This is a genomic window from Paenarthrobacter nitroguajacolicus (genome assembly GCF_051027655.1).
GTDB classification, from domain to species: Bacteria; Actinomycetota; Actinomycetes; order Actinomycetales; family Micrococcaceae; genus Arthrobacter; species Arthrobacter nitroguajacolicus.
The window spans coordinates 3,190,169-3,209,332 of record NZ_CP073234.1 but is presented as its reverse complement, the minus strand read 5'-3'; the positions used below and the strand labels follow the sequence as shown (position 1 = coordinate 3,209,332).

Sequence of the window (19,164 nt, the reverse complement as noted above, 5' to 3'; positions counted from 1 at the left end):
GAGGGCGGACAAGGAGCATCCTTGTCCGCCCTCTCTGCGTAGTCCTCAACCGAGGAGGTCAGAAGCCAGGGCTTGAATCCGGGCTTTGATCTCATCTCGAATCGGTCGCACTGCATCGATGCCCTGCCCTGCGGGATCGTCGAGCTTCCAGTCTTCGTAGCGCTTGCCAGGGAAGAACGGGCACTCGTCTCCGCAGCCCATGGTGATGACCACATCGGAAGCTTGCACAGCTTCGGGGGTGAGGATCTTGGGCTCTTCCGCCGTGATGTCGATGCCTTCTTCCCGCATTGCTTCGACGGCGACGGGGTTGATCTGGTCGGCGGGCATCGAGCCCGCTGAGCGCACCTCGATGCGGTCGCCGCCGAGCTGGCGAAGGTAGCCGGCAGCCATCTGGGAGCGTCCGGCATTGTGGACACAGACGAAGAGCACCGAAGGCTTCTGCGTGGTTGTCATTGGAGTTCCTTTGGTCAGTGAATTGCGAGAGTTTCAAGGAGGCCACGGACGCGGGTTTCGATGTCTCCCCGGATTGCTTCGATGCCTTCCGGTGAAGCGAGCGCGGGATCTCCCACGGCCCAGTCCTCGTAACGGACTCCAGGAATGACCGGGCACACATCGCCGCAGCCCATGGTGACCACCACATCAGCAGCTCGCACCGCATCATCGGTCAGCGGCTTCGGATAAGCATCATCTGCCTCCTGCTCGCCCTCGATCTCCGCAAGCAGTGAGCGCACATGGGGGTGAACATCTGTGGCCGGAGTCGAGCCAGCAGAGCGGGCAACAACCTTGCCGCCCGAGAGCTGATTGACGATGGCCGCAGCGAGCTGGGAGCGTCCGGCGTTCTGCACGCAGACGAAGAGCACCTGGGGGGCTCCAGTCTTACGGTCCCGAGTGAGGTCAGAGAGCCGCTGTCTGGCGAAGCGCTCAGTCAGCGGGATCATGTGCTGAGTGAGCTTGGCGGAACGAACGAGGCTAGCGTAGGACTCCCGCACAATAGCCACGACAAGATCCCGGTTGAGGCTGGTCAGCTCATCTGCAAGCTCCTCCGCCAGTCGGGACACTCGGGCGTCCATCGTCTTCAACGCCTCTTCACGCCCTTCGGCAACCTCGGGTGCTTCGAGGACCGCGGCCGGAGCGAAGGCATCGAGCAGCGCAGCCGTCGCCGCCCGGCGAGCTGGAGCGATCCGGTAGTAGACCCAGGTTCCCCGCCGCTCCGAGAGGAGCATGCCGGTCTCCTTGAGCACCTTGAGGTGATGGGAAACCGTGGGCTGAGAAACCTGCGCCAGCTCCGAGAGGTCGCAGACGCAGCACTCGCCTCGGGGGTCAGTGGCGATGGCCGAGAGCATCCGGAGCCGAAGAGGATCAGCGAGTGCTTTCAGCGAGTCCGTCAGCGCGGCGGCTGCCTCAGTACTGATGGCATGAGTCGGTGCTGGAGCACAATCCTGTGCTGTAGGGGCTGGGCTCATGATGCGTTCCCTTCATAGGGGTCAGTGTGGAACCAGGCCCGAGCGGCCCAGAGCGAGACATAGACGAGGCCGACGAGCACCGGCACTTCGATGAGCGGGCCGACGACTCCGGCGAGTGCCTGACCTGACGCAGCACCGAAAGTTCCGATGGCCACGGCGATGGCCAGTTCGAAGTTGTTTCCCGCCGCAGTGAAAGCGAGGGTGGTGGAGCGTGCGTAACTGAGCCCCAGTCCTTTCCCGAGCAGCAGGCCGAGGAACCACATCAGGCCGAAGTAGATCAGCAGCGGCAGAGCGATCCGAACCACATCGAGCGGGCGCGAAGTGATCGCGTCTCCTTGGAGAGCGAAAAGCAGCACGATTGTGCAGAGCAACCCGTAGAGTGCCCAGGGGCCGATCTTCGGGAGGAAGCTCGCCTCGTACCAGTCGCGTCCTCGGCGCTTTTCCCCGATCCAGCGCGAAGCGAAGCCTGCGATGAGCGGAACGCCGAGGAAGACGAGCACATTGAGAGCGATCTGCCAGACAGAAACCTCGAGGCCTTGGGAGTCCAGGCCGAGCCAGCCCGGAAGCACGCTGAGGTAGAACCAGCCCAGCAGCGAGAAAGCCACCACCTGGAAGATGGAGTTGATCGCTACCAGGACGGCGGTTGCTTCCCGGTCCCCACAGGCCAAGTCATTCCAGATCACTACCATGGCGATGCAGCGAGCAAGGCCGACGATGATGAGCCCTGTCCGGTACTCGGGGAGATCGGGTAGGAACATCCAGGCGAGAGCGAACATCACGGCAGGGCCGATGAGCCAGTTGAGTACTAGCGACGAGAAGAGGAGCTTCTGGTCGCCCGTGACTGCAGCGACCTTGTCATAGCGCACCTTGGCGAGCACGGGATACATCATCACGAGCAGACCCAAACCGATGGGCACTGAGATCCCGCCGATCTCAAGCCGCGAGAGAAGATCGGCAAGACCGGGGACGAAGCGCCCGAGGATGAGACCCGCGACCATGGCCAGCCCGATCCATGCGGGAAGCCAACGGTCCAGGGTTGAGAGCTTCCTGGTTGCAGGAGGAGCTTGCGACTCCGCTTGTATCGACATGCTTCTATATTGACTCTCATCGAATCAGACTGCAACTGGATCGAGAGCTGTTCACCGCATGTTCAATTCCGGGCGGGCAGCGCCTTCGGCTCGCTCCTCTGTTCAAAGCTGTCGAGGAGAGTCTTGGTTCTGAAAAGTGCCGTGGAGTAGAACGAGGCGACGAAGCTCAGCCTGGAGGTTCGAGTCACGGACTCACCCAGCGCGCCCTCCGGGTGGCGTTCCATTATGTTGATGAGTGACACCTGGTTGGCATGGGTGACGGCGCTACAAAGCCTCCAGACTTCGAGCCCCGTGAACACATCGAAGTCGCTGCTCTGCGATGGATGGTTCCGGTCGACTGCTGCGATCACATCAGTAGACTTCACTGCCTTCTCGAAATCCGTAGGGTGGATTCCCTTGAGGTTCAGGTGGCAGGCCTCCGCGAAATCGGAGAGTTGCGCGTGCCTACCCGAGTTCCGTCCCACCACTGTCTTCCAGAGCGTGCGGTCGGACTCGATGTTCTGTCGGTAGATCCGCAGAGTTCTGCTCGCTGCGATCTGTTCGTTCTTACCGTCGAGGATCCAGAGCCCGAGTGAAGCCGACTCCATCGCGGCTCGGATCATCGAGTAGAGCGAGTACAGCGGCAGCCTCTTCTTCAGAGTGTTGTTCACTTCCTGAAGGTTCTCCGCTGCGACCTGCGCGAATACCCGCACCTGTTGGGAAGTTTCAAATGGCGTTGTGAGGGTGTCGAGCTTGCCGAGCCAGCTCTCGGCAGACGGTGGGGGCAATTCGCGACTGCGCTTCACCGTGTGGAACAGCATCACCCGAGACCGTTCGATGTGCTGTTGAGCCCAGCGCTCGGCAATTGGTCCCTCTCGGGTGTCGAGCACTTCTTGCAGATCCATGCTTTGACCGTATCTCAGCTTCGAGCGCTTGATTCTGGTCTTCATCCGGGGTGCTCACGGGAGCTGTTCGCAAACGAACGGTTGCGAACAGCTCAGGAGCGAGACGATTCGAGGGCGCTCCGATATGACATTTCGTCGGTGCCAAAGAACCGCACCGCGAAGGAGAATCATGACCAAGATCGGACTTACGAGGCCTAGTGCCCGGAGGAAGGAACCCACTCCCGACGAGCAAACTCAGCTTTTACTTGACTACGGCGTAGCCGCTGAGAGAGTCCATCAGTCTGTCGAAGCGGTGCTTACCGAGATGCTGCTTGCCCTGGATGGCGAAACTGCGCTGGACGAAGAGATCGAGATCGTGGTCAGCTCGCTTGCGAGGCTAGGACCGAAGATCAGGGATCTACTCCAGAAGTTGGACGCAATCAACTTCGGAGAAGCGAAGCTCACCGTGCTCGGGCCTGAGTACCAGTCTCAATCCATTCAGGAATGGCGAATCACGGTGAGGAACATCGCGGACATGTTTCTCGAAGACATCGCCGAGAAGAAGAGCGATGCAGCGGCGGCAGCTCGTGGAAGAGGAGTGCCCATCGGCCCTACGCCGAAGCTCAGCCAAGCAGATGTGGATTGGATCTGGGAACGCCGGGAGGCAGACGGGTGGGGGCCGGATCGTATCGTCAATGGACTGAAGCGGGACCGCAACATTGCTGTCGGCAAGAGAACCGTCATGCGAGTGCTCGGCCTCATCAAGGGGGCTTCACCATATGTTCCGCGAGACAACCACAAGTACCTGAAGCGCGATGCCGAGAGGAGGGGCTGAGCATGGCGAAATCACCTGACCCAATCGCGCTCGGCTGGGCGCGGGTCTCCACGGACAAGGAAGACAAGAGAGAGCAGACGCTCGAACAGCAGATCGATGCGCTGCTGAAGTACGGTGTCCCGGCTGAGAACATTTACAAGGACAAGATCAGCGGCACCATCAGCCTGGACAGAAGTGAGGAGTGGGCCGCCCTCAGTGAGCGCGCCCTTGCTCCCAGTCAGCCTGTCGAGATCGTTCTCGCGAGTTGGTCGCGGCTTAGCCGAGACTTCTGGAAGTTCCTCGCCGCTGTCAACCACTACGCTTCCGAGGGATGTGTATTTACCATCCTTGGTGATCCTCGCTACCAGCGGTACGCACCGAGGGATTCCGCTGATGGTCTGATGCTCGCCATCGAAGCCTTCGGTTCGACCAGCCTCCGAGAGAAGATCTCCATCGCGACCAAGGCAAAGCTGGACTACCTGAAGAGTCAGGGGATCAAGCTCGGCAGACCGGAGAAGCTGACGCTGGCGGACTGTGACGAGATCAATCGGCTCGCCCAGCTTGAGGACTTCAAGAATCCTCGGCTCATCGCTGAGGAGATCAGCGCACACCGGCTGGCGGCGATCCCAGAAGGTCTGGATGATCCCGAGCGCGAGAGGGCCGAGAAGCACGCCCGAGTGTCCCGGCCAATCGTCTACCGCTACCTCGCCCTGACCGGGCTTGCTGAATCTGACTTCATGCTGATCGATGTGCTCAGATCGCAGCATGGCGATGACTGTGAGGCCATCGCCAAGGATCTCACCGCCGCCCGTATCGCTTCGATCCCGGAGGAGACCGCCGACGATGAGGAGGCCTACGCCAAGGCGCTCAAGGCGTCAACGGTGCTGCGCTCATCCGTTTACCGATACCTGGCCAAGGAGGCCGCTGATGCGTAGGCGGGAGAAGGACTACATGAAAGATAAGCGCTGGTTCGACTGGTTGATGGACGGACTGTCGTGGCTCCTGTTCCTGATCCCGTTCCGCTGATGAGTACAAGAAGGCCAGGGATCAGACCTCGACCCCTGGCCTTCCTTGTGCCGTCCTGTCACTGTCCTGCGAAGGCCCGAAGCGCGACACCCCGTGTTTCCGGGCCGAGCCGCTGAACATCGGTAGTCTGGCCGCATGAGTAAGAAGAACCCCGCCGTCGATCAGGTCGAGGACGATCAGGATCTGGCAGTAGCCGAGCCCGAGGATCTGACGGACGATGAGCGGCAGGCCGCCATCGAGTCCGAGGGCGAAGCGGAGGCGGTGAGCTATCAGGGGACCGACTTCGACGCCGAGGGTCTGGTGCGGCGTCTGAACCGGCAGGACATTGTGATCCCGAGCTTCGGCCACGGAGATGATGATGTGGAGTTGGCTGCCTTCCAGCGCAGCTTCGTGTGGACTCGGCCGCAGATGGATCGCTTCATTGAATCTCTCCTGCTGGGGTTCCCCGTGCCGGGCATCATGCTCGTGCAGCAATCGGACAAGCGGTATCTGGTGCTCGACGGTCAGCAGCGCCTCCGGACGCTCCAGGCCTTCTACAACGGAATCCACCGCAAGCGTGAGTTCTCCCTCGAGAATGTGGCCGAGGAGTTCAAGGGGCTGACCTACAAGACCCTGGAACCCGAGCAAAAGCGCGTGCTCGACAACAGCTTCATCCAGGCCACCATCGTGAAGACTGACGGAACGGCTGAATCTCGCGAGTCCGTTTACCAGATCTTCGAGCGGCTCAACTCAGGTGGCACACAGTTGACCCCGCACGAGATCCGCATCGCCCTCTATCCCGGACCGTTTGTTGACTTCCTCGGTGAGCTGAACCAGATCGAATCCTGGCGTAACATCTACGGCTCTGTCTCGCCCCGAGTCCGGGACCACGAACTGCTCCTTCGAGTCGTGGCGCTCTATGTCAGCTCCGAGGAGTACTTCCGCCCGCTGAAGAGGTTCCTCAACAGCTTCCTTGGGCGGCATCGTGCCTTGGACAAGCTCTCGGCTGACGATCTTCGCCACCACTTCACGAAGGCCATCGACGCGCTCGATGAGGCTGACGCGCGGGACTACCTGCGCCCTCCTCGTGCTCGACTGAATGTTGCTACCTTCGATGCAGTGATGGTTGGGGCGATGAGGCGCGTGGCTGCCACTGGTGAGCTGTACCCGGAAGAGGCAGCGGCAGCGATCGCCGAGCTGCAAGCTAACTCAGATTTCACCGAGGCAACATCCACGCAGACCGACACCGAGGAGAATGTTCGGAACCGTCTGCGGATCGCCACGGCAGCGTTCGCGAAATGACCAAGAGTATCCGGTGGCCACCGCCGGATCTACGCCGGCTGGAACGCTCGCTCGATGAACTTGCTGAGTCCGTGCGAGAGCGACCAGAGCATCGCACCGATGACGAACAGGTCTGGCTCGTGCGATTCCTCGTGGTCCGTTCCTGCGGGTATCTGGAACAGGTGATGCACCACTGCGCCATGGGCCATCTCCAAGAGCTGTCCTATGGAACCGCCCGGTCGTACTCGCTCTCTTGGCTGAGCAGAAGCATCAACCCATCGGTCGAGAACATTCGCAATACACTCGGACGGTTCGACGCTGGCTTCGTCGATGAGTTTGAGGCGATGCTGACCGAGGGGGACGGCGAACTCGCCAACGATCTAGGTGCCTTGATCACCAAGCGCCATGCGATCGCTCACGGTGAGAATGAGGGCTTGGGTGATCGCCGCGCGCTGGATCTGTACCAGATGTCCAAGCGGCTCGCGGACTGGATGATCAGACGGCTCAGCCCTGACCCCGGGTGGGGCAGCTCCTTCTCCCGCTAGGTAAGCCTTAGGCTTAGCGCCAAGCGCCCGCAGTGCGCCGTCAGCGTTCACAGGCTGCGATCTCAGGCTGTGGCGCTGCCCGGCTGCACATGCTTACCGTCTGCGGCCAGACGGGCTGAGATCGTGCCCTACGGTCGATCAAAACTCGAACCCCTCGGAGCCGATGCTCTCGTGAAGCACATGGCCGTAGCGAGCCAGAGTGAAAGCGGAATCCGCGTGGCCCATCTCGTCAGCGATGAGTGGGAAGGGCACTCCAGCATGGATTCGGGAGCTGACTGCCCAGTGCCGCAGACCGTGATGAGTCCAACCCTTCCTATCACGGGCATTGGTTCGATGCTCCGGGTACTCGTTGAACTGCTCAGCCACGAAGTCATAGATCGGGTTGACATCCTGCGCGTAGTTGCTCTGTCCCTGGTAGGTGCCAGCACCTTCTACGATCCGGGTCGACTTCCGCCAACCTGGGTCAGTGAGCACATGAGGCTGTCCGTCTCGCCCCTGGCGCGCCTTATTGCGGGTCGGGAACAGCAGCAACTCTCGGAAGTTCAGAATCCGCAGATCGTTGGGCAAGGACTGGATGCAGGGAGCGTTCCACAGCTCGATGAGCCGCTGCTGGATCAGGTAGCCCAGGGGAGTGAAGCCATTGGCCCAGAGTAGGATCGCTTCTTCTTCGGTGGCGTCCCAGAGAGGAATGCCCTCGTCCTTGAATCGTGGAACCAGCTCAGCGATCTGCCGTCTCGTGCTGTCTCGCTTGAAGCCCTGCCAGTTGGGCAGGAATGCTGGAAGGTGAACCGTGCGGCTCTTCCTCAGCCCCTTGGTTCCGGTGATCCAGATCTTGCCCTTGCTCGCCTGGCTTGCCTGCTCTGAGACATCGAGCACACCTCGGAATGCCAGCCGGTCGATTTCCCGCTGTGCGAGTTGGTGGCTGCGCTGGAGCGCGTGCTCTGGGAGCGGGATACCGCGCTGCTTCTGAGGTTGTGGCTGGCGGAGCTCCTTGAACTGTCCACCGATCTCAAGTCCGCGCCGCACCCAGTAGGTTGCCTGCTCTGGAGTCAGGAAGTGCCGAACCCGGAGAGCCAGCACTTCTCCAATGCGGAGGCCTCCACCCGCACCAAGTGCCGTTGTGAGTCCTACCTGCCGGTAGCGGCCAGCAAGCTCCAGAGTTTCGGCCCGTCGCCGTCCCTCGGGATCGGTGTAGTGCTTGGGCATCCCACGCCTACGGGAATCGGTGCCGCGGTTCACCAGCTCGCCTCTCTTGCCGGGAACGAGGTAGACACGGGGGAGTCCGCCGCGAAATCTATCCTCAAGGGGATCAGTCAATCCGGAACCCACCGGCTGACTGTGGATCTCGCTTCCCAAGGTCTTCTCTCCGGTGATGGGATCAACCACCGTGATAGGCGCCGGGGTGATCGCAGTTTCATCCCGCTCTCTGTTGGACGCATCGATGTGCTTGTCCAGTGGTCCAACCTGGAGAGTGCTGTAGGCCGTGATGATGAAGGCTGCAACCAGCTTGCTCGATGGGATGTCGCCCTTGGGTACTCGTGGATTGCGCTTGCCTGCTGCGTTGCCCGAGAGCACGACTGCGCTCACCAGGGTTTCGATCTTCTTTGCTGCCCTGGCAGGATCTCGCTCCAGCCATCCTGCGCTGTGGTTGAAGATTCCTCGAAGTAGTGTGCGCGCCTTCTCCTGCTGTCCCCGGCTGTGCTGTGAGAAGTCAACCTTGCGGATGTCTGCTGGAGCGATCTGGGTTATGGGACGGCTGCCATAGAGGTCGGTGAACTTCTGAGCGAAGTACGCGTAGTGATCATAGGTTCTGCTTGACCAGTGGGCGCGATTCGATTCCAGCCAGAAATCAACGGTTTCCTGAAGCGTGGGCGGGTTGTCGCCGCTCCTCCAGCCTTCGACATATTCGCCGCTGAGATGCCGGGCCTTGTCTTCAGCGTCTTCCTGCGTCTTTCCGCCGCTGGTAGTCTTTCGCTTGCCGGTGGCCCGATCGATGTAGCTGATACGCCATGATTTGTATTTCTCGGTCGGCTCGTAGAGCGTGGCTTCTGTCCCGCGGACTGAGATCCCCTTGGCCATGAGACGCCTCCTCGATGGTCTGTGTCAAACCGTCTGTGTCAAGATCGTATGACACGGGCTGAGATCCGCGTAATCATGCGCTTCGAGGCCTTGGATGACACATAAATCACTGAGTTCCGCTTCAACGTCTAGATTTTTGTTTGATGGAAGAATGCCGCACCTGCAGAACGGAGGGCGGCATTTTTCGTAGTGTGAATGCCGAGGCATTCCACGCGATACGACAACCGCGTGGGATGTATTGGGCTATGGCACCATGAGCAGGAAAAGAACAATAAGGGGGAAATTGTTATGACCGAACCACATCAACCACCTGCCACGCCCGGCGGGCCGCCGCAAAATACCGGCCCGCACAATGCTGCGCCGGACAGCCCACCGGCCGCTGGCACGGAGAACGCCGGCCACAACGAAGCCGGGGCAAAAAGTACACAGGTGTCCACTCTTTTCAGTTCCTTTGACTTCAAATCGCTGATTCCCGGGGCCTTAGTGGGGGCCGTTTCCTATATGGCCGTTCTCATCACGGCACTTCTCTTTCTGATTCTGGCTTTGATAGGTGTAGCCGTCAGCAACGGCGGCAACACCGAGATACCGTCCAATTCAATGGTGTCCGGCGACAGCACAATGCCGTCTCCGTGGTCCCTGCTAGGCCAATTCGCTGTTCAGTTGGTGGTCATGAGCCAGCTTGGCGCGCTTGGCTCAAGCATCGACGCAACCATTCCGTTCGTCGGTAGCGTGCACGGTTCGGCGTCATTCTTTGCTGTTCCACTGTTGCTGACTGCCATCTCGGTTGCGGTCCTGTTTTTTGCCGCACGGTTTGCCGCCAAGCGGTCCGCGGCCCAATCCACAGCCGGATTCTGGATCGAGGCAGCGACAGCAGGCCTCGTTTTCACTCTCTTGGTCAACATCATCGGGGCGATCTTTGCTGTAAGCCTGCCGATTCCCAATGTGAAGATCAGCCCGATCGGGGCAGTGACTTTTGGCTCTGTGGCGTTTGCATTGATCCTCGGAACTCTCGCCGCATATTTGGGGCGCGTGTCAGGTACGCCACGTTTCTCCGTCCGTAGCGGGCTGCGTGCTGCAATTGGCCGGGCCTTTGAAACTGTGGCGGTTCACTATGGTGTATTTTTTGCCATTGCGATTCCCGTCCTGGTGATTGCCATCGGCATAAAGTCCGGATGGCAGGCCTCACTCTCATCGCCCTTGTGGGCGCCAACGGCAGGCTTTTTCATGTTCGGCCTGGGCCACCTGAGTGCCGTCAGCCGCACCTGGAATTCCGGTTCAAGCATGTCTTCATCGTCCAATTCTTCAGGTTCAGACATCAGCTTTGGATTTGGAAACGCGCTCACCCAGTTCGGTGTCCCGGGTTGGGCAGGGTGGTTGATGCTTCTCCTGGCGCTAATTTCCGTCGTGGTGGCTTCCGTCTTCTGGTACCTCCGCCGGGGGCCGGTGGTGAGCAACAAGATCGCCGACTGGATTATGCTCCCTGCAGCCTTCCTCGTTGTCGGGACGCTGATGACGTGGCTCAGCGGCGTGACGGGGACTTTCGACGCCGGGTCGTTGGCTTCGGGCGCCTTCAGCATGACGCTGGCGTGGTGGACGCCGTTCTTCCTGCTGCTGTGGGGCGGCGCAACGGAAGTTTCAGCACGCTATCTGGCGCCCCAGTTGAGCAGGTACGTGCCTTTGCCCTTGGCGTACAAGATCGCTCCTGCCCAGCCAGTCGTCGCGGAACAGGTTGCCACTGCGGCCGTTGACGATCCAAACGGGACGGCTGCCGCTGGAGCTTACCCGGCACTGTCACCGAGAGAGCCCATGACTGCCCAGGCAAAGCGCAAGCTTGGCCTGATTTTGGGGGCAGCCGGTCTCGTCGTCGTACTGATTGTCGGTGGGTTTATCGCTGTCGATGTGATCAAGGGAAACAATGGACCCGACAAGGCCGTTGCCAGCTACCTCCAGGCGCTGCAGAATGGCGAGGCGTCCAAAGCGATGGCCATCGCCGATCCCGGCGTTGCCAATGATCAGCGGGTTCTTCTCTCTGACGAGGTCTATTCCAAGGCGGCCAAGCGCATCGACAGGTTCGACATCGTGTCGACGAATATCTCCAACGACAAAGCCAACGTGGTTGCCGATATGTATCAGGACGGCCGGAAACAGCAAACGACCTATAGTTTGCGTAAGTCCAACCCGGAGTTTTTGGATGACCACTGGGTCATGGAGTCTGCGCCTCCCCGGAACCTGCGTATCTCCTCGGACACCCCGGTGAAGACGGTCCTGATCAACGGACAGCCAGTTGACGTCAACCTTGCCGACAATCGCTCCGTGACCTACCCCGCATTGCCCGGCGAGTACACAGTGGAGTTGCCGTCCTCGGAGAAATACCTGACGGCCCCGAAGCTGACGGCGATGGTGAACATCGGAACTGTTTCAACTTCCCCCGTGGCCAGCCTTGAGGTGGAAGCTTCCGAGACCTTGAAGTCGGAGGCGATGGCCCAAATCGACGCCTACCTGGCTGAATGTGTGAAGTCCACCGAGGCCAGGCCGGCCAACTGCCCGTTGAACAGCTACAGTTCGTCGCGCTATACAAAGAACTTCCGCTGGGCACTCACCACCAAGCCCACGTTCGTTGTGAGCAAGGGCTACGGCACTTCCCCTTGGCGTGTCCGCACGGAGACTCCCGGTAAAGCGACCGTCACCTATGAGAAGGACAACTCATATGGATTCGGGACTTCTGATTGGAAAACTACAACGGACACCACCTCAGTGTCCCTGAGCGCCAATATCAGCGTGGAGGATGGCAAAGTGAAGCTGTCTTTCAACAGCTACTAGGACCCGTGGCACTCTGGCGGGGTCTCTGACACTACCGAAGTTTCGCTGACATCAGAATCCATAAAGTTGAGGCCCTTACCGGCGAACCGGTAAGGGCCTCAACTTGTTGAAGATCTTGGGGGTTATGGACGGCGCATTTGAAAAGCGGCGACGGAACAGCTGACGATTCGCCGCCGGGAGGCGGGAACTGCCCCTCTTCGAGCAACACGCCGCACCGGGCGGCAAGCGCTTCGGCTTCTGCTGGCTTAATCAGTTTTCCAAGTCCGGCGTCGGATTGCAGATACCGCGCGCGATTGCATTCCCGCCATGGACTCGCCTCCGGGAAACTCGACGGCGGATGCTTGGGACTGCACAACGGGCTGTCCTCGCTGCTTGTTTGGGCCCTGTTTGGTCCAAAGGACGCCAGCGGTCCGGCCAGCCAGCATTCCGGTCGCGTTGGCGGTTGCGCGGCCGTGCTGCCCGTGCATAACTGTCTCCATCGGGCCAGCCTAAGCACGGGGCAAACGATGAAGCGTGAACCGGGCTGTTCCCGGAGAAGAGAGGCCCTGTCCTGCTGTCAGACAGCGAATATTACCACCGAGTAGGGTTTGACTTGAAATCCGCGCCAGTTTAGGCATGTGGAGGTTGCGGAACGGTTACAGTTTGGCCAGCATGTCCCAACATCTGGACACAATGTGGGTAGGCTTACACACACATGTAGGCAACGTCACAGTAGGAAACTGTGCCTGTGCCTGGGGGAAATCACGAATTTCCCCTGCTCAACTCCACGACTCATAGGAGGCGGAATGCGTTTCTCGCGCACTTCCAAAGCTCTAGGCGTAGCGGCGATCATCGCCCTCGCAGTGACCGGTTGCGGCGGCGGTGGCGGCAGCAATACGAACAGCTCAGCCGCAACTGACCCGAACAAGGTCATTTCCGCATACAGCAACGAACCGCAGAACCCGCTGCTCCCCGCCAACACCAATGAGGTGTACGGTGGCCGCGTCGTCGAGCTGCTGTTTGAAGGCCTTCGTGCCTACGACTCGGACGGTAAGCCCGTCAACGCGCTGGCGGAGTCGATCGAAACCACCGATTCACAGAACTGGACAATCAAGGTCAAGTCCGGCGCCAAGTTCACCAACGGTGAGGCCATCACGGCCAAGACGTTCGTTGATTCCTGGAACTTCGCCGCGCTGAGCACCAACCTCCAGAACAACGGCTTCTTCTTCGAGTCCATCGAAGGCTACGCCGACGTCAGCGCCGTCACTGAGACCACCAGCGCCGACGGCAAGAAGACCTCGACGCCGGCTCCTACGGCCCAGACCATGTCCGGCCTGGCCGCGACTGACGACCAGACCATCACGGTCAAGCTCGCTCAGCCTGAAGCTGACTGGTCACTGCGCCTTGGTTACTCCGCCTTCTACCCGCTGCCTTCCGAGGCTCTGAAGGACCCGAAGAAGTTCGGCGAGAACCCGATCGGCAACGGCCCGTACAAGTTCGAGAAGGAAGGTGCCTGGGTACACGACCAGTCCATCTCCCTGGTCAAGAACGCTGACTACACCGGCCCGCGTGCTGCCAAGAACGGCGGCGTGACCTTCAAGTTCTACACGGATCCGGGCCCCGCATACACGGATCTCCAGGCCGACAACCTCGACATCACTGACGTTGTTCCCTCGAACGCTTTGAAGACTTACACCACGGACTTCCCGGACCGTAACTCCACGCGCCCGAACGCCAACAACGCAACGTTGAACATCCCGGGCTACAACCCGAACTTCCAGGGTGAAGCCGGTCTGCTGCGTCGCCAGGCTCTGTCCCACGCCATCAACCGTGAAGAGATCACCAAGGTCATCTTCAACGGCACGCGTACCCCGGCCACCGAGTTCACGGCTCCCGTGCTCGACGGCTACAACGACGCCATCCCCGGCAGCGATGTCCTGAAGTTCGACGCCGCCAAGGCCAAGGATCTTTGGGAGCAGGCCGAGAAGATCAAGCCTTACGACGGTTCCAAGCCCCTCCTCATCGCCTCCAACACCGATGGCGGCAACAAGGAATGGATCGACGCCGTTGCCAACGGTTTCAAGAACAACCTCGGCATCCAGGCTGAAATCCAGCCGTTCGCGAAGTTCGCTGAAGTTCTGGACCTGCGTAAGTCGCAGTCCCTCCCGGGCCTGACCCGCGCCGGCTGGCAGGGCGACTACCCGTCGCTCTACAACTTCCTCGGACCTGTTTGGGCAACCAACGCATCGTCCAACTACGAGAAGTACTCGAACCCCGAGTTCGACAAACTCCTCAAGGAAGGCCTTGCAGCCAAGACTCCGGAAGATGCCAACAAGAAGTTCAACGAGGCACAGGAGATCCTGTTCAAGGACCTCCCCGGTCTGCCCTTGTGGTACCGGGCAACCCCGATCGTTTGGAGCAACAACGTTGTCTCAGCTGAAACCGGCTGGAACGGCGGCATCCGTTACTTCGACATCGAGGCCAAGTAGTCCTCAGGATCTGAACTTGCCTTAGGGCAGCGGGGGTCCGGCCAAAGCGCCGGGCCCCCCTTGCTTGCTTGGCAGGAAGGCACACATGACACACCAACGCCCAACCACCGGAGAGGGGTGACCCGTGGTTCGCTTTATCTTCCGTAGGCTCCTTCAGGTCATCCCGGTATTCCTGGGGACCACGCTCCTCGTTTACTACATGGTCTTCGCACTACCTGGCGACCCGATTGCAGCCCTCTTCGGAGATCGCCAGCCGCCGCAGAGCGTCATCGACGCCCTGCGGGCCCAGTACAACCTGGACCAGCCCTTCTGGGTCCAGTACGGGCTCTTCATCAAGAACCTGTTCACCTTCAACCTTGGCGTTGACTTCACCCAGCAACCCATTGCGGACTCCCTGGCGAGGGCTTTCCCTGTCACAGCAATGCTTGCCATTGAAGCCCTCATCATTCAGGCCGTCTTCGGTATTGCCTTCGGTGTCTTCGCCGGCCTGAAGAAGGGCAAACTTTTCGACTCCACCGTTCTGGTCGTTTCCCTTCTGGTGATCGCAGTTCCCACCTTCGTTTTGGGCTTCGTCTTCCAGCTCGTGTTCGGTGTCCAACTTGGCTGGGCCAAACCTACAGTGGGCGCCAACGCCGATTGGGGCAACCTGATCCTCCCGGCAGTCGTGCTGGGACTAGTGTCCTTCGCCTACGTCCTCCGCCTGACTCGAGCCTCTGTCAGCGAGAACATGAACGCGGACTACGTACGCACTGCTACGGCAAAGGGACTGTCCCGGCCCCGCGTCGTGGTGGCCCACATCCTCAGGAACTCGTTGATCCCGGTGGTGACCTACTTGGGCGCCAACCTTGGTGGCCTCATGGGTGGTGCCATTGTTACCGAGGGCATCTTCAACGTCCCCGGAGTGGGTAACAAACTCTTCCAGGCAATCGCACGCAGCGAGGGACCTACCATCGTCGCCATTGTGAGCGTCCTGGTCCTGGTTTTCGTTATCACCAACCTCTTGGTTGACCTCCTGTACGCCTGGCTTGACCCGAGGATCCGCTATGACCAGTAATAATGAACACTTTGTGGCTCCCGTCGAGGAGACACCGCTTCTGGCCACTGACGCTGTCAAAACAGATCAGGCGCCCCTAAGCCTCTGGGCTGATGCCTGGCGCAAGCTTCGCCGCCGCCCCCTGTTCATCGTCTCCTCGCTGCTGATCCTGCTCCTGGTTATTGTTGCCGTGTTCCCGGGGCTGTTCACCAGCGTCGAACCCAACAACGACTGCCAGTTGGCCAACTCCGAGGGCTCGCCCACAGCCGGCCACCCGCTGGGATTCACCCTGCAGGGTTGCGACGTCTATTCACGGGTCATCCACGGTACGCAGGCTTCGCTGTCCGTCGGTGTCCTGTCCGTGCTTGCCGTCGTCATCATTGGTGTCACCCTCGGTGCGCTTGCCGGCTATTACGGTGGCTGGTTGGATTCCGTCCTGGCCCGACTGGGCGACATCTTCTTCGCATTGCCGATTATCCTCGGTGCCCTTGTTATCACGCAGCTCCCGCTGTTCCGTGAGAACCGGAGCGTCTGGACCGTGGTCCTGACAATATCCCTGCTTGCGTGGCCGCAAATGGCACGCATCACCAGAGGCGCGGTTATCGAAGTGCGCAACGCGGACTTTGTGACGGCGGCCCGATCACTGGGTGTTTCCAAGTTTGGCGCCCTGGTCAAGCATGCGCTGCCGAACGCCCTGGCACCCGTGATCGTCCTCGCCACCCTGGAATTGGGCGTCTTCATCGTCCTGGAGGCCACCCTGTCCTTCCTGGGCGTCGGGTTGCCTGGCAGCGTCATGTCGTGGGGTAACGACATCTCCGCGGCCAATGCATCCATTCGTACCAACCCGGGAATCCTGCTTTACCCGGCAGCCGCCCTGTCCATCACCGTCCTGAGCTTCATCATGCTTGGCGACGCCGTCCGCGATGCTCTTGATCCCAAGAGCCGTCAGCGCTAAGGAGGCGAACATGACTTCTGCCAACATCAGAATTGATGAAGCCACAGCACCGGTACGGCCCATCTTGGAAATCAAGGATCTGGCCATCACTTTCAAGACCGGTTCCGGGGAGGTCAAGGCGGTAAAGAACGCCCACTTGTCCATCATGCCGGGCGAAACGGTCGCCATTGTGGGGGAGTCGGGTTCGGGAAAGTCGACGACGGCGCTAGCCGCCATCGGCTTGCTGCCCAACAACGGACGCGTCTCCGCCGGGCAGATACTGCTCGACGGCGAAGACATCGCCCACGCTTCGGAGAAGCGCATGATCGAGCTCCGTGGCAGCCATATCGGCATGGTTCCCCAGGACCCCATGTCCAACCTGAACCCTGTATGGAAGATCGGCTACCAGGTTCGTGAAACGCTCAAAGCCAACGGGCGGCCGGATGGCCCGGACGACGTGGCCAGGGTGCTTGCTGAAGCCGGCCTCCCGGACGCTGCCCGGCGTGCCAAGCAGTATCCGCACGAGTTCTCCGGCGGCATGCGTCAACGCGCCCTGATCGCCATCGGCCTGAGCTGCCAGCCCAAGCTCCTCATCGCCGACGAACCCACGTCGGCGCTGGACGTGACTGTGCAGCGCAGGATCCTGGACCACTTGGACAAGATGACCACTGAGCTTGGCACTTCCGTGCTGCTCATCACGCACGACCTCGGCTTGGCTGCCGAGCGGGCTGACAAAGTCATTGTCATGTACCAAGGCAATGTTGTTGAGGCGGGTCCCTCTTTGGAGCTCCTCCGCAATCCGCAGCACCCGTATACCCGCCGCTTGGTGGAGTCGGCGCCGTCCCTGGCATCACGCCGCATTCAAGTGGCTAAGGAGCAGGGCGTGGATGCCGGTGACCTGTTGGCACCTGTGGCAGCAGCGCAAAGCCGCGTCCAGGACGAGATCCTCCAGATCAAGAACCTGCGCAAAATCTACAAACTGCGACAGGGGCTGGGTCAGACCTCCGATTTCGCTGCTGTTGACGATGTCAGCTTCTCTGTAAAGCGCGGGACCACCACGGCTATCGTGGGGGAGTCCGGATCGGGCAAGTCCACTGTGGCCAAAATGGTTCTCCAGCTGGAAAAGCCTAGCGAGGGCCAGATCATCTTTGACGGCGTGGATACCGCGGGGCTGAAGGGTAAGGAACTCTTCAAGTTCCGTCGCCGTGTGCAGCCCATATTCCAGGACCCCTACGGTTCCTTGGATCCGATGTACAACATCTTCAGGACCATTGAAGAGCCGCTGCGCGTACACAAGATCGGCAACGCAGCTAGCCGTGAAAAGAAGGTCCGGGAACTGTTGGACCAGGTAGCCCTGCCACAGTCCATGATGCAGCGGTACCCCAACGAGCTCTCCGGTGGCCAGCGGCAGCGCATTGCCATTGCACGTGCCCTGGCCTTGGATCCGGAAGTCATCATCTGCGATGAGGCGGTCTCGGCTTTGGACGTCCTTGTCCAAGCTCAGGTGCTGAACCTGCTGGCTGACCTTCAGGACAACCTCGGCCTCACGTACCTGTTCATCACGCACGACCTCGCGGTGGTGCGTCAGATCGCGGATCATGTCTGCGTCATGGAAAAGGGCAAGCTCGTGGAGACGGGCAGCACGGATGACGTCTTCGACAACCCGCGCGAGGCCTACACGCAGGCACTCCTGGATGCCATTCCGGGCGGTTCGCTGTTGTTGCCACCCGCGGTGGCCTGACCGGCGTCGAGCGTTTGACGGCTGTTTAGCAGAAGAGCCGGTGGATCCCCGAGAAGGGAACCACCGGCTCTTGCTGTTGACTTCGTGTTGTGAGGCCTGCTGTGCACGTCATAAAGCTCGCGAAGCGCGCAGAGCGGGCCACGCAACGCGCGCTCTACTGCGCAGGTGCAGATTCAGGTGCAGATTCAGATGCTGAGGCGGAGCTGTCCGGGCGGGCAGTGAGACCAAGCGAAGTGAATTCGCGAGCCAGTGCGGCGCCTAATTTTGCATGCCCGGCCGGCTTCAAGTGCACGCCGTCCTGGAGATCCCCGATTGCGTTATAGCGGGTGAGCCAGTCGCCCGCGCTGACGAAAGGTATGCCGTGCTTGGCGGCAATACGGCCTAGAAGGGCGTCGATTTCAGTGCGGCGTCCGCCTCCGTTGCTCACGCCCCTGGCAAGGGTTCCAATCATGGCCAAGGTGGTGCCCGGGTAGCGTTTCTTCAGGGCTGCGAGAAGCCGCTCGGCGTTGCTGGTGATCTGGGCGTCGGTGGCGCGTTGGGTGGCATCGTTGCCGCCGCCCTGGACGACGATCAGCGGTGGATCACCGAAGGGCAGTACCCAGTCGCCGCGCTGCAACGCGTCGATGTAGTTGCCGGTCTTTCCGTTGGTGGCCACATACCCGGTGCCGCCCATACCCACTACGTGCAATTTGTAGCCCATGGCTGCGATGCCCTGCTGCGGCCAGGAATCCTTCGGCATTGACTGGGAATCGCCAATTAGTACCGCGGTGTGGCGCACGTCGGCGAGAACCAGTTCGCTGCGGTTGTTCGCGGGGTTCTTATACAGGGATCCCACGGGCAGGTTGAGTGAACTGGGGGCAGGTGCAATCCTGAGCGGTTTGTCTGCGGCGGCTGTCTGCGCAGGCCCGGGCGCGGTCGAGCCAGAGGGGGCGGTCATTGGTGCTGGGCTTGGTCCGCAGCCTACCGTCAGAACGCCAATGGCGATCAATGGTGCGAGCATACGGAACACGGCCGGAGCTTGTCGCATCGT

General features: G+C 60.5%; 15 protein-coding genes. 9 read left to right on the top strand and 6 right to left on the bottom strand.

The genetic code is table 11. The annotated features are described in order from the left end of the window. Nucleotides 1–45 precede the first annotated feature (45 nt). The 4 genes from KCX59_RS15160 to KCX59_RS15145 all read right to left on the bottom strand — a co-directional run bounded on the left by KCX59_RS15160 (nt 46) and on the right by KCX59_RS15145 (nt 3,435). Nucleotides 46–453, bottom strand: a complete 408-nt coding sequence (locus tag KCX59_RS15160; RefSeq protein ID WP_179019839.1) for an arsenate reductase ArsC — start codon at nt 451–453, stop codon at nt 46–48. A 14-nt stretch (nt 454–467) separates the two neighbouring features. After that, nucleotides 468–1,463 carry a metalloregulator ArsR/SmtB family transcription factor gene (locus KCX59_RS15155; RefSeq protein WP_179019841.1) on the bottom strand — a complete coding sequence of 332 codons (996 nt, stop codon included), beginning with the start codon at nt 1,461–1,463 and terminating at the stop codon, nt 468–470. Then, the gene (arsB, locus tag KCX59_RS15150) at nt 1,460–2,551 is read right to left on the bottom strand and encodes an ACR3 family arsenite efflux transporter (protein WP_179019843.1); all 1,092 of its coding nucleotides are present in this window, start codon (nt 2,549–2,551) and stop codon (nt 1,460–1,462) included. The genes KCX59_RS15155 and arsB overlap by 4 nt, the downstream gene beginning before the upstream one ends. 62 nt (nt 2,552–2,613) lie before the next feature. Beyond that, nucleotides 2,614–3,435, bottom strand: coding sequence for a hypothetical protein (locus tag KCX59_RS15145; RefSeq protein WP_179019845.1), 822 nt, complete (start codon nt 3,433–3,435; stop codon nt 2,614–2,616). A 169-nt stretch (nt 3,436–3,604) separates the two neighbouring features. Between KCX59_RS15145 and KCX59_RS15140 the strand changes: the two genes are divergently transcribed. The 4 genes from KCX59_RS15140 (at nt 3,605) to KCX59_RS15125 (ending at nt 7,059) form a co-directional block, all read left to right on the top strand. Then, complete coding sequence (locus KCX59_RS15140; protein WP_179019847.1) at nt 3,605–4,249, top strand: hypothetical protein; 645 nt, start codon at nt 3,605–3,607, stop codon at nt 4,247–4,249. A 2-nt stretch (nt 4,250–4,251) separates the two neighbouring features. Then, entirely contained in the window at nt 4,252–5,163 is a 912-nt protein-coding gene (locus tag KCX59_RS15135; RefSeq protein ID WP_179019848.1) for a recombinase family protein, read from the top strand. A gap of 226 nt (nt 5,164–5,389) precedes the next feature. Then, nucleotides 5,390–6,535 (top strand): DUF262 domain-containing protein, encoded by a 1,146-nt coding sequence (locus KCX59_RS15130; RefSeq protein ID WP_179019850.1) that lies wholly within the window; start codon nt 5,390–5,392, stop codon nt 6,533–6,535. Continuing rightward, nucleotides 6,532–7,059 carry a HEPN domain-containing protein gene (locus KCX59_RS15125; RefSeq protein ID WP_179019852.1) on the top strand — a complete coding sequence of 176 codons (528 nt, stop codon included), beginning with the start codon at nt 6,532–6,534 and terminating at the stop codon, nt 7,057–7,059. The genes KCX59_RS15130 and KCX59_RS15125 overlap by 4 nt, the downstream gene beginning before the upstream one ends. A gap of 138 nt (nt 7,060–7,197) precedes the next feature. On the opposite strand, the gene KCX59_RS15120 is transcribed toward KCX59_RS15125, so the two are convergent. After that, a complete protein-coding gene (locus KCX59_RS15120) occupies nt 7,198–9,138 on the bottom strand; it encodes a hypothetical protein (protein WP_179019854.1) in 1,941 nt (646 codons plus the stop codon). 288 nt (nt 9,139–9,426) lie between these two features. On the opposite strand from KCX59_RS15120, the gene KCX59_RS15115 reads away from it, so the two are divergent. The 5 genes from KCX59_RS15115 to KCX59_RS15095 all read left to right on the top strand — a co-directional run bounded on the left by KCX59_RS15115 (nt 9,427) and on the right by KCX59_RS15095 (nt 18,134). Continuing rightward, nucleotides 9,427–11,958 carry a hypothetical protein gene (locus tag KCX59_RS15115; protein ID WP_179019856.1) on the top strand — a complete coding sequence of 844 codons (2,532 nt, stop codon included), beginning with the start codon at nt 9,427–9,429 and terminating at the stop codon, nt 11,956–11,958. Nucleotides 11,959–12,743: 785 nt separating this feature from the next. Next, nucleotides 12,744–14,426 (top strand): peptide ABC transporter substrate-binding protein, encoded by a 1,683-nt coding sequence (locus tag KCX59_RS15110; protein ID WP_178997017.1) that lies wholly within the window; start codon nt 12,744–12,746, stop codon nt 14,424–14,426. 124 nt (nt 14,427–14,550) lie between these two features. Further along, complete coding sequence (locus KCX59_RS15105; protein WP_017200386.1) at nt 14,551–15,480, top strand: ABC transporter permease; 930 nt, start codon at nt 14,551–14,553, stop codon at nt 15,478–15,480. Next, a complete protein-coding gene (locus tag KCX59_RS15100) occupies nt 15,470–16,414 on the top strand; it encodes an ABC transporter permease (RefSeq protein WP_091468781.1) in 945 nt (314 codons plus the stop codon). The genes KCX59_RS15105 and KCX59_RS15100 overlap by 11 nt, the downstream gene beginning before the upstream one ends. A 10-nt stretch (nt 16,415–16,424) precedes the next feature. Then, complete coding sequence (locus tag KCX59_RS15095; protein WP_178997016.1) at nt 16,425–18,134, top strand: dipeptide ABC transporter ATP-binding protein; 1,710 nt, start codon at nt 16,425–16,427, stop codon at nt 18,132–18,134. Between the two features lie 154 nt (nt 18,135–18,288). Here KCX59_RS15095 and KCX59_RS15090 read toward each other — a convergent pair whose 3' ends face one another. Further along, nucleotides 18,289–19,161, bottom strand: a complete 873-nt coding sequence (locus KCX59_RS15090; protein ID WP_256871664.1) for an SGNH/GDSL hydrolase family protein — start codon at nt 19,159–19,161, stop codon at nt 18,289–18,291. Nucleotides 19,162–19,164: the final 3 nt, after the last annotated feature.

Excerpts from the sequence above, each read along its gene's own strand:
- KCX59_RS15140 (WP_179019847.1), top strand. The coding sequence starts at position 3,605 with ATGACCAAGATCGGACTTACGAGGCCTAGTGCCCGGAGGAAGGAACCC.
- KCX59_RS15090 (WP_256871664.1), bottom strand. The coding sequence starts at position 19,161 with ATGCGACAAGCTCCGGCCGTGTTCCGTATGCTCGCACCATTGATCGCC.
- KCX59_RS15120 (WP_179019854.1), bottom strand. The coding sequence starts at position 9,138 with ATGGCCAAGGGGATCTCAGTCCGCGGGACAGAAGCCACGCTCTACGAG.
- KCX59_RS15115 (WP_179019856.1), top strand. The coding sequence starts at position 9,427 with ATGACCGAACCACATCAACCACCTGCCACGCCCGGCGGGCCGCCGCAA.
- KCX59_RS15100 (WP_091468781.1), top strand. The coding sequence starts at position 15,470 with ATGACCAGTAATAATGAACACTTTGTGGCTCCCGTCGAGGAGACACCG.
- KCX59_RS15135 (WP_179019848.1), top strand. The coding sequence starts at position 4,252 with ATGGCGAAATCACCTGACCCAATCGCGCTCGGCTGGGCGCGGGTCTCC.
- KCX59_RS15160 (WP_179019839.1), bottom strand. The coding sequence starts at position 453 with ATGACAACCACGCAGAAGCCTTCGGTGCTCTTCGTCTGTGTCCACAAT.
- KCX59_RS15125 (WP_179019852.1), top strand. The coding sequence starts at position 6,532 with ATGACCAAGAGTATCCGGTGGCCACCGCCGGATCTACGCCGGCTGGAA.
- KCX59_RS15155 (WP_179019841.1), bottom strand. The coding sequence starts at position 1,463 with ATGAGCCCAGCCCCTACAGCACAGGATTGTGCTCCAGCACCGACTCAT.
- KCX59_RS15145 (WP_179019845.1), bottom strand. The coding sequence starts at position 3,435 with ATGGATCTGCAAGAAGTGCTCGACACCCGAGAGGGACCAATTGCCGAG.
- KCX59_RS15110 (WP_178997017.1), top strand. The coding sequence starts at position 12,744 with ATGCGTTTCTCGCGCACTTCCAAAGCTCTAGGCGTAGCGGCGATCATC.
- KCX59_RS15130 (WP_179019850.1), top strand. The coding sequence starts at position 5,390 with ATGAGTAAGAAGAACCCCGCCGTCGATCAGGTCGAGGACGATCAGGAT.
- arsB (WP_179019843.1), bottom strand. The coding sequence starts at position 2,551 with ATGTCGATACAAGCGGAGTCGCAAGCTCCTCCTGCAACCAGGAAGCTC.
- KCX59_RS15095 (WP_178997016.1), top strand. The coding sequence starts at position 16,425 with ATGACTTCTGCCAACATCAGAATTGATGAAGCCACAGCACCGGTACGG.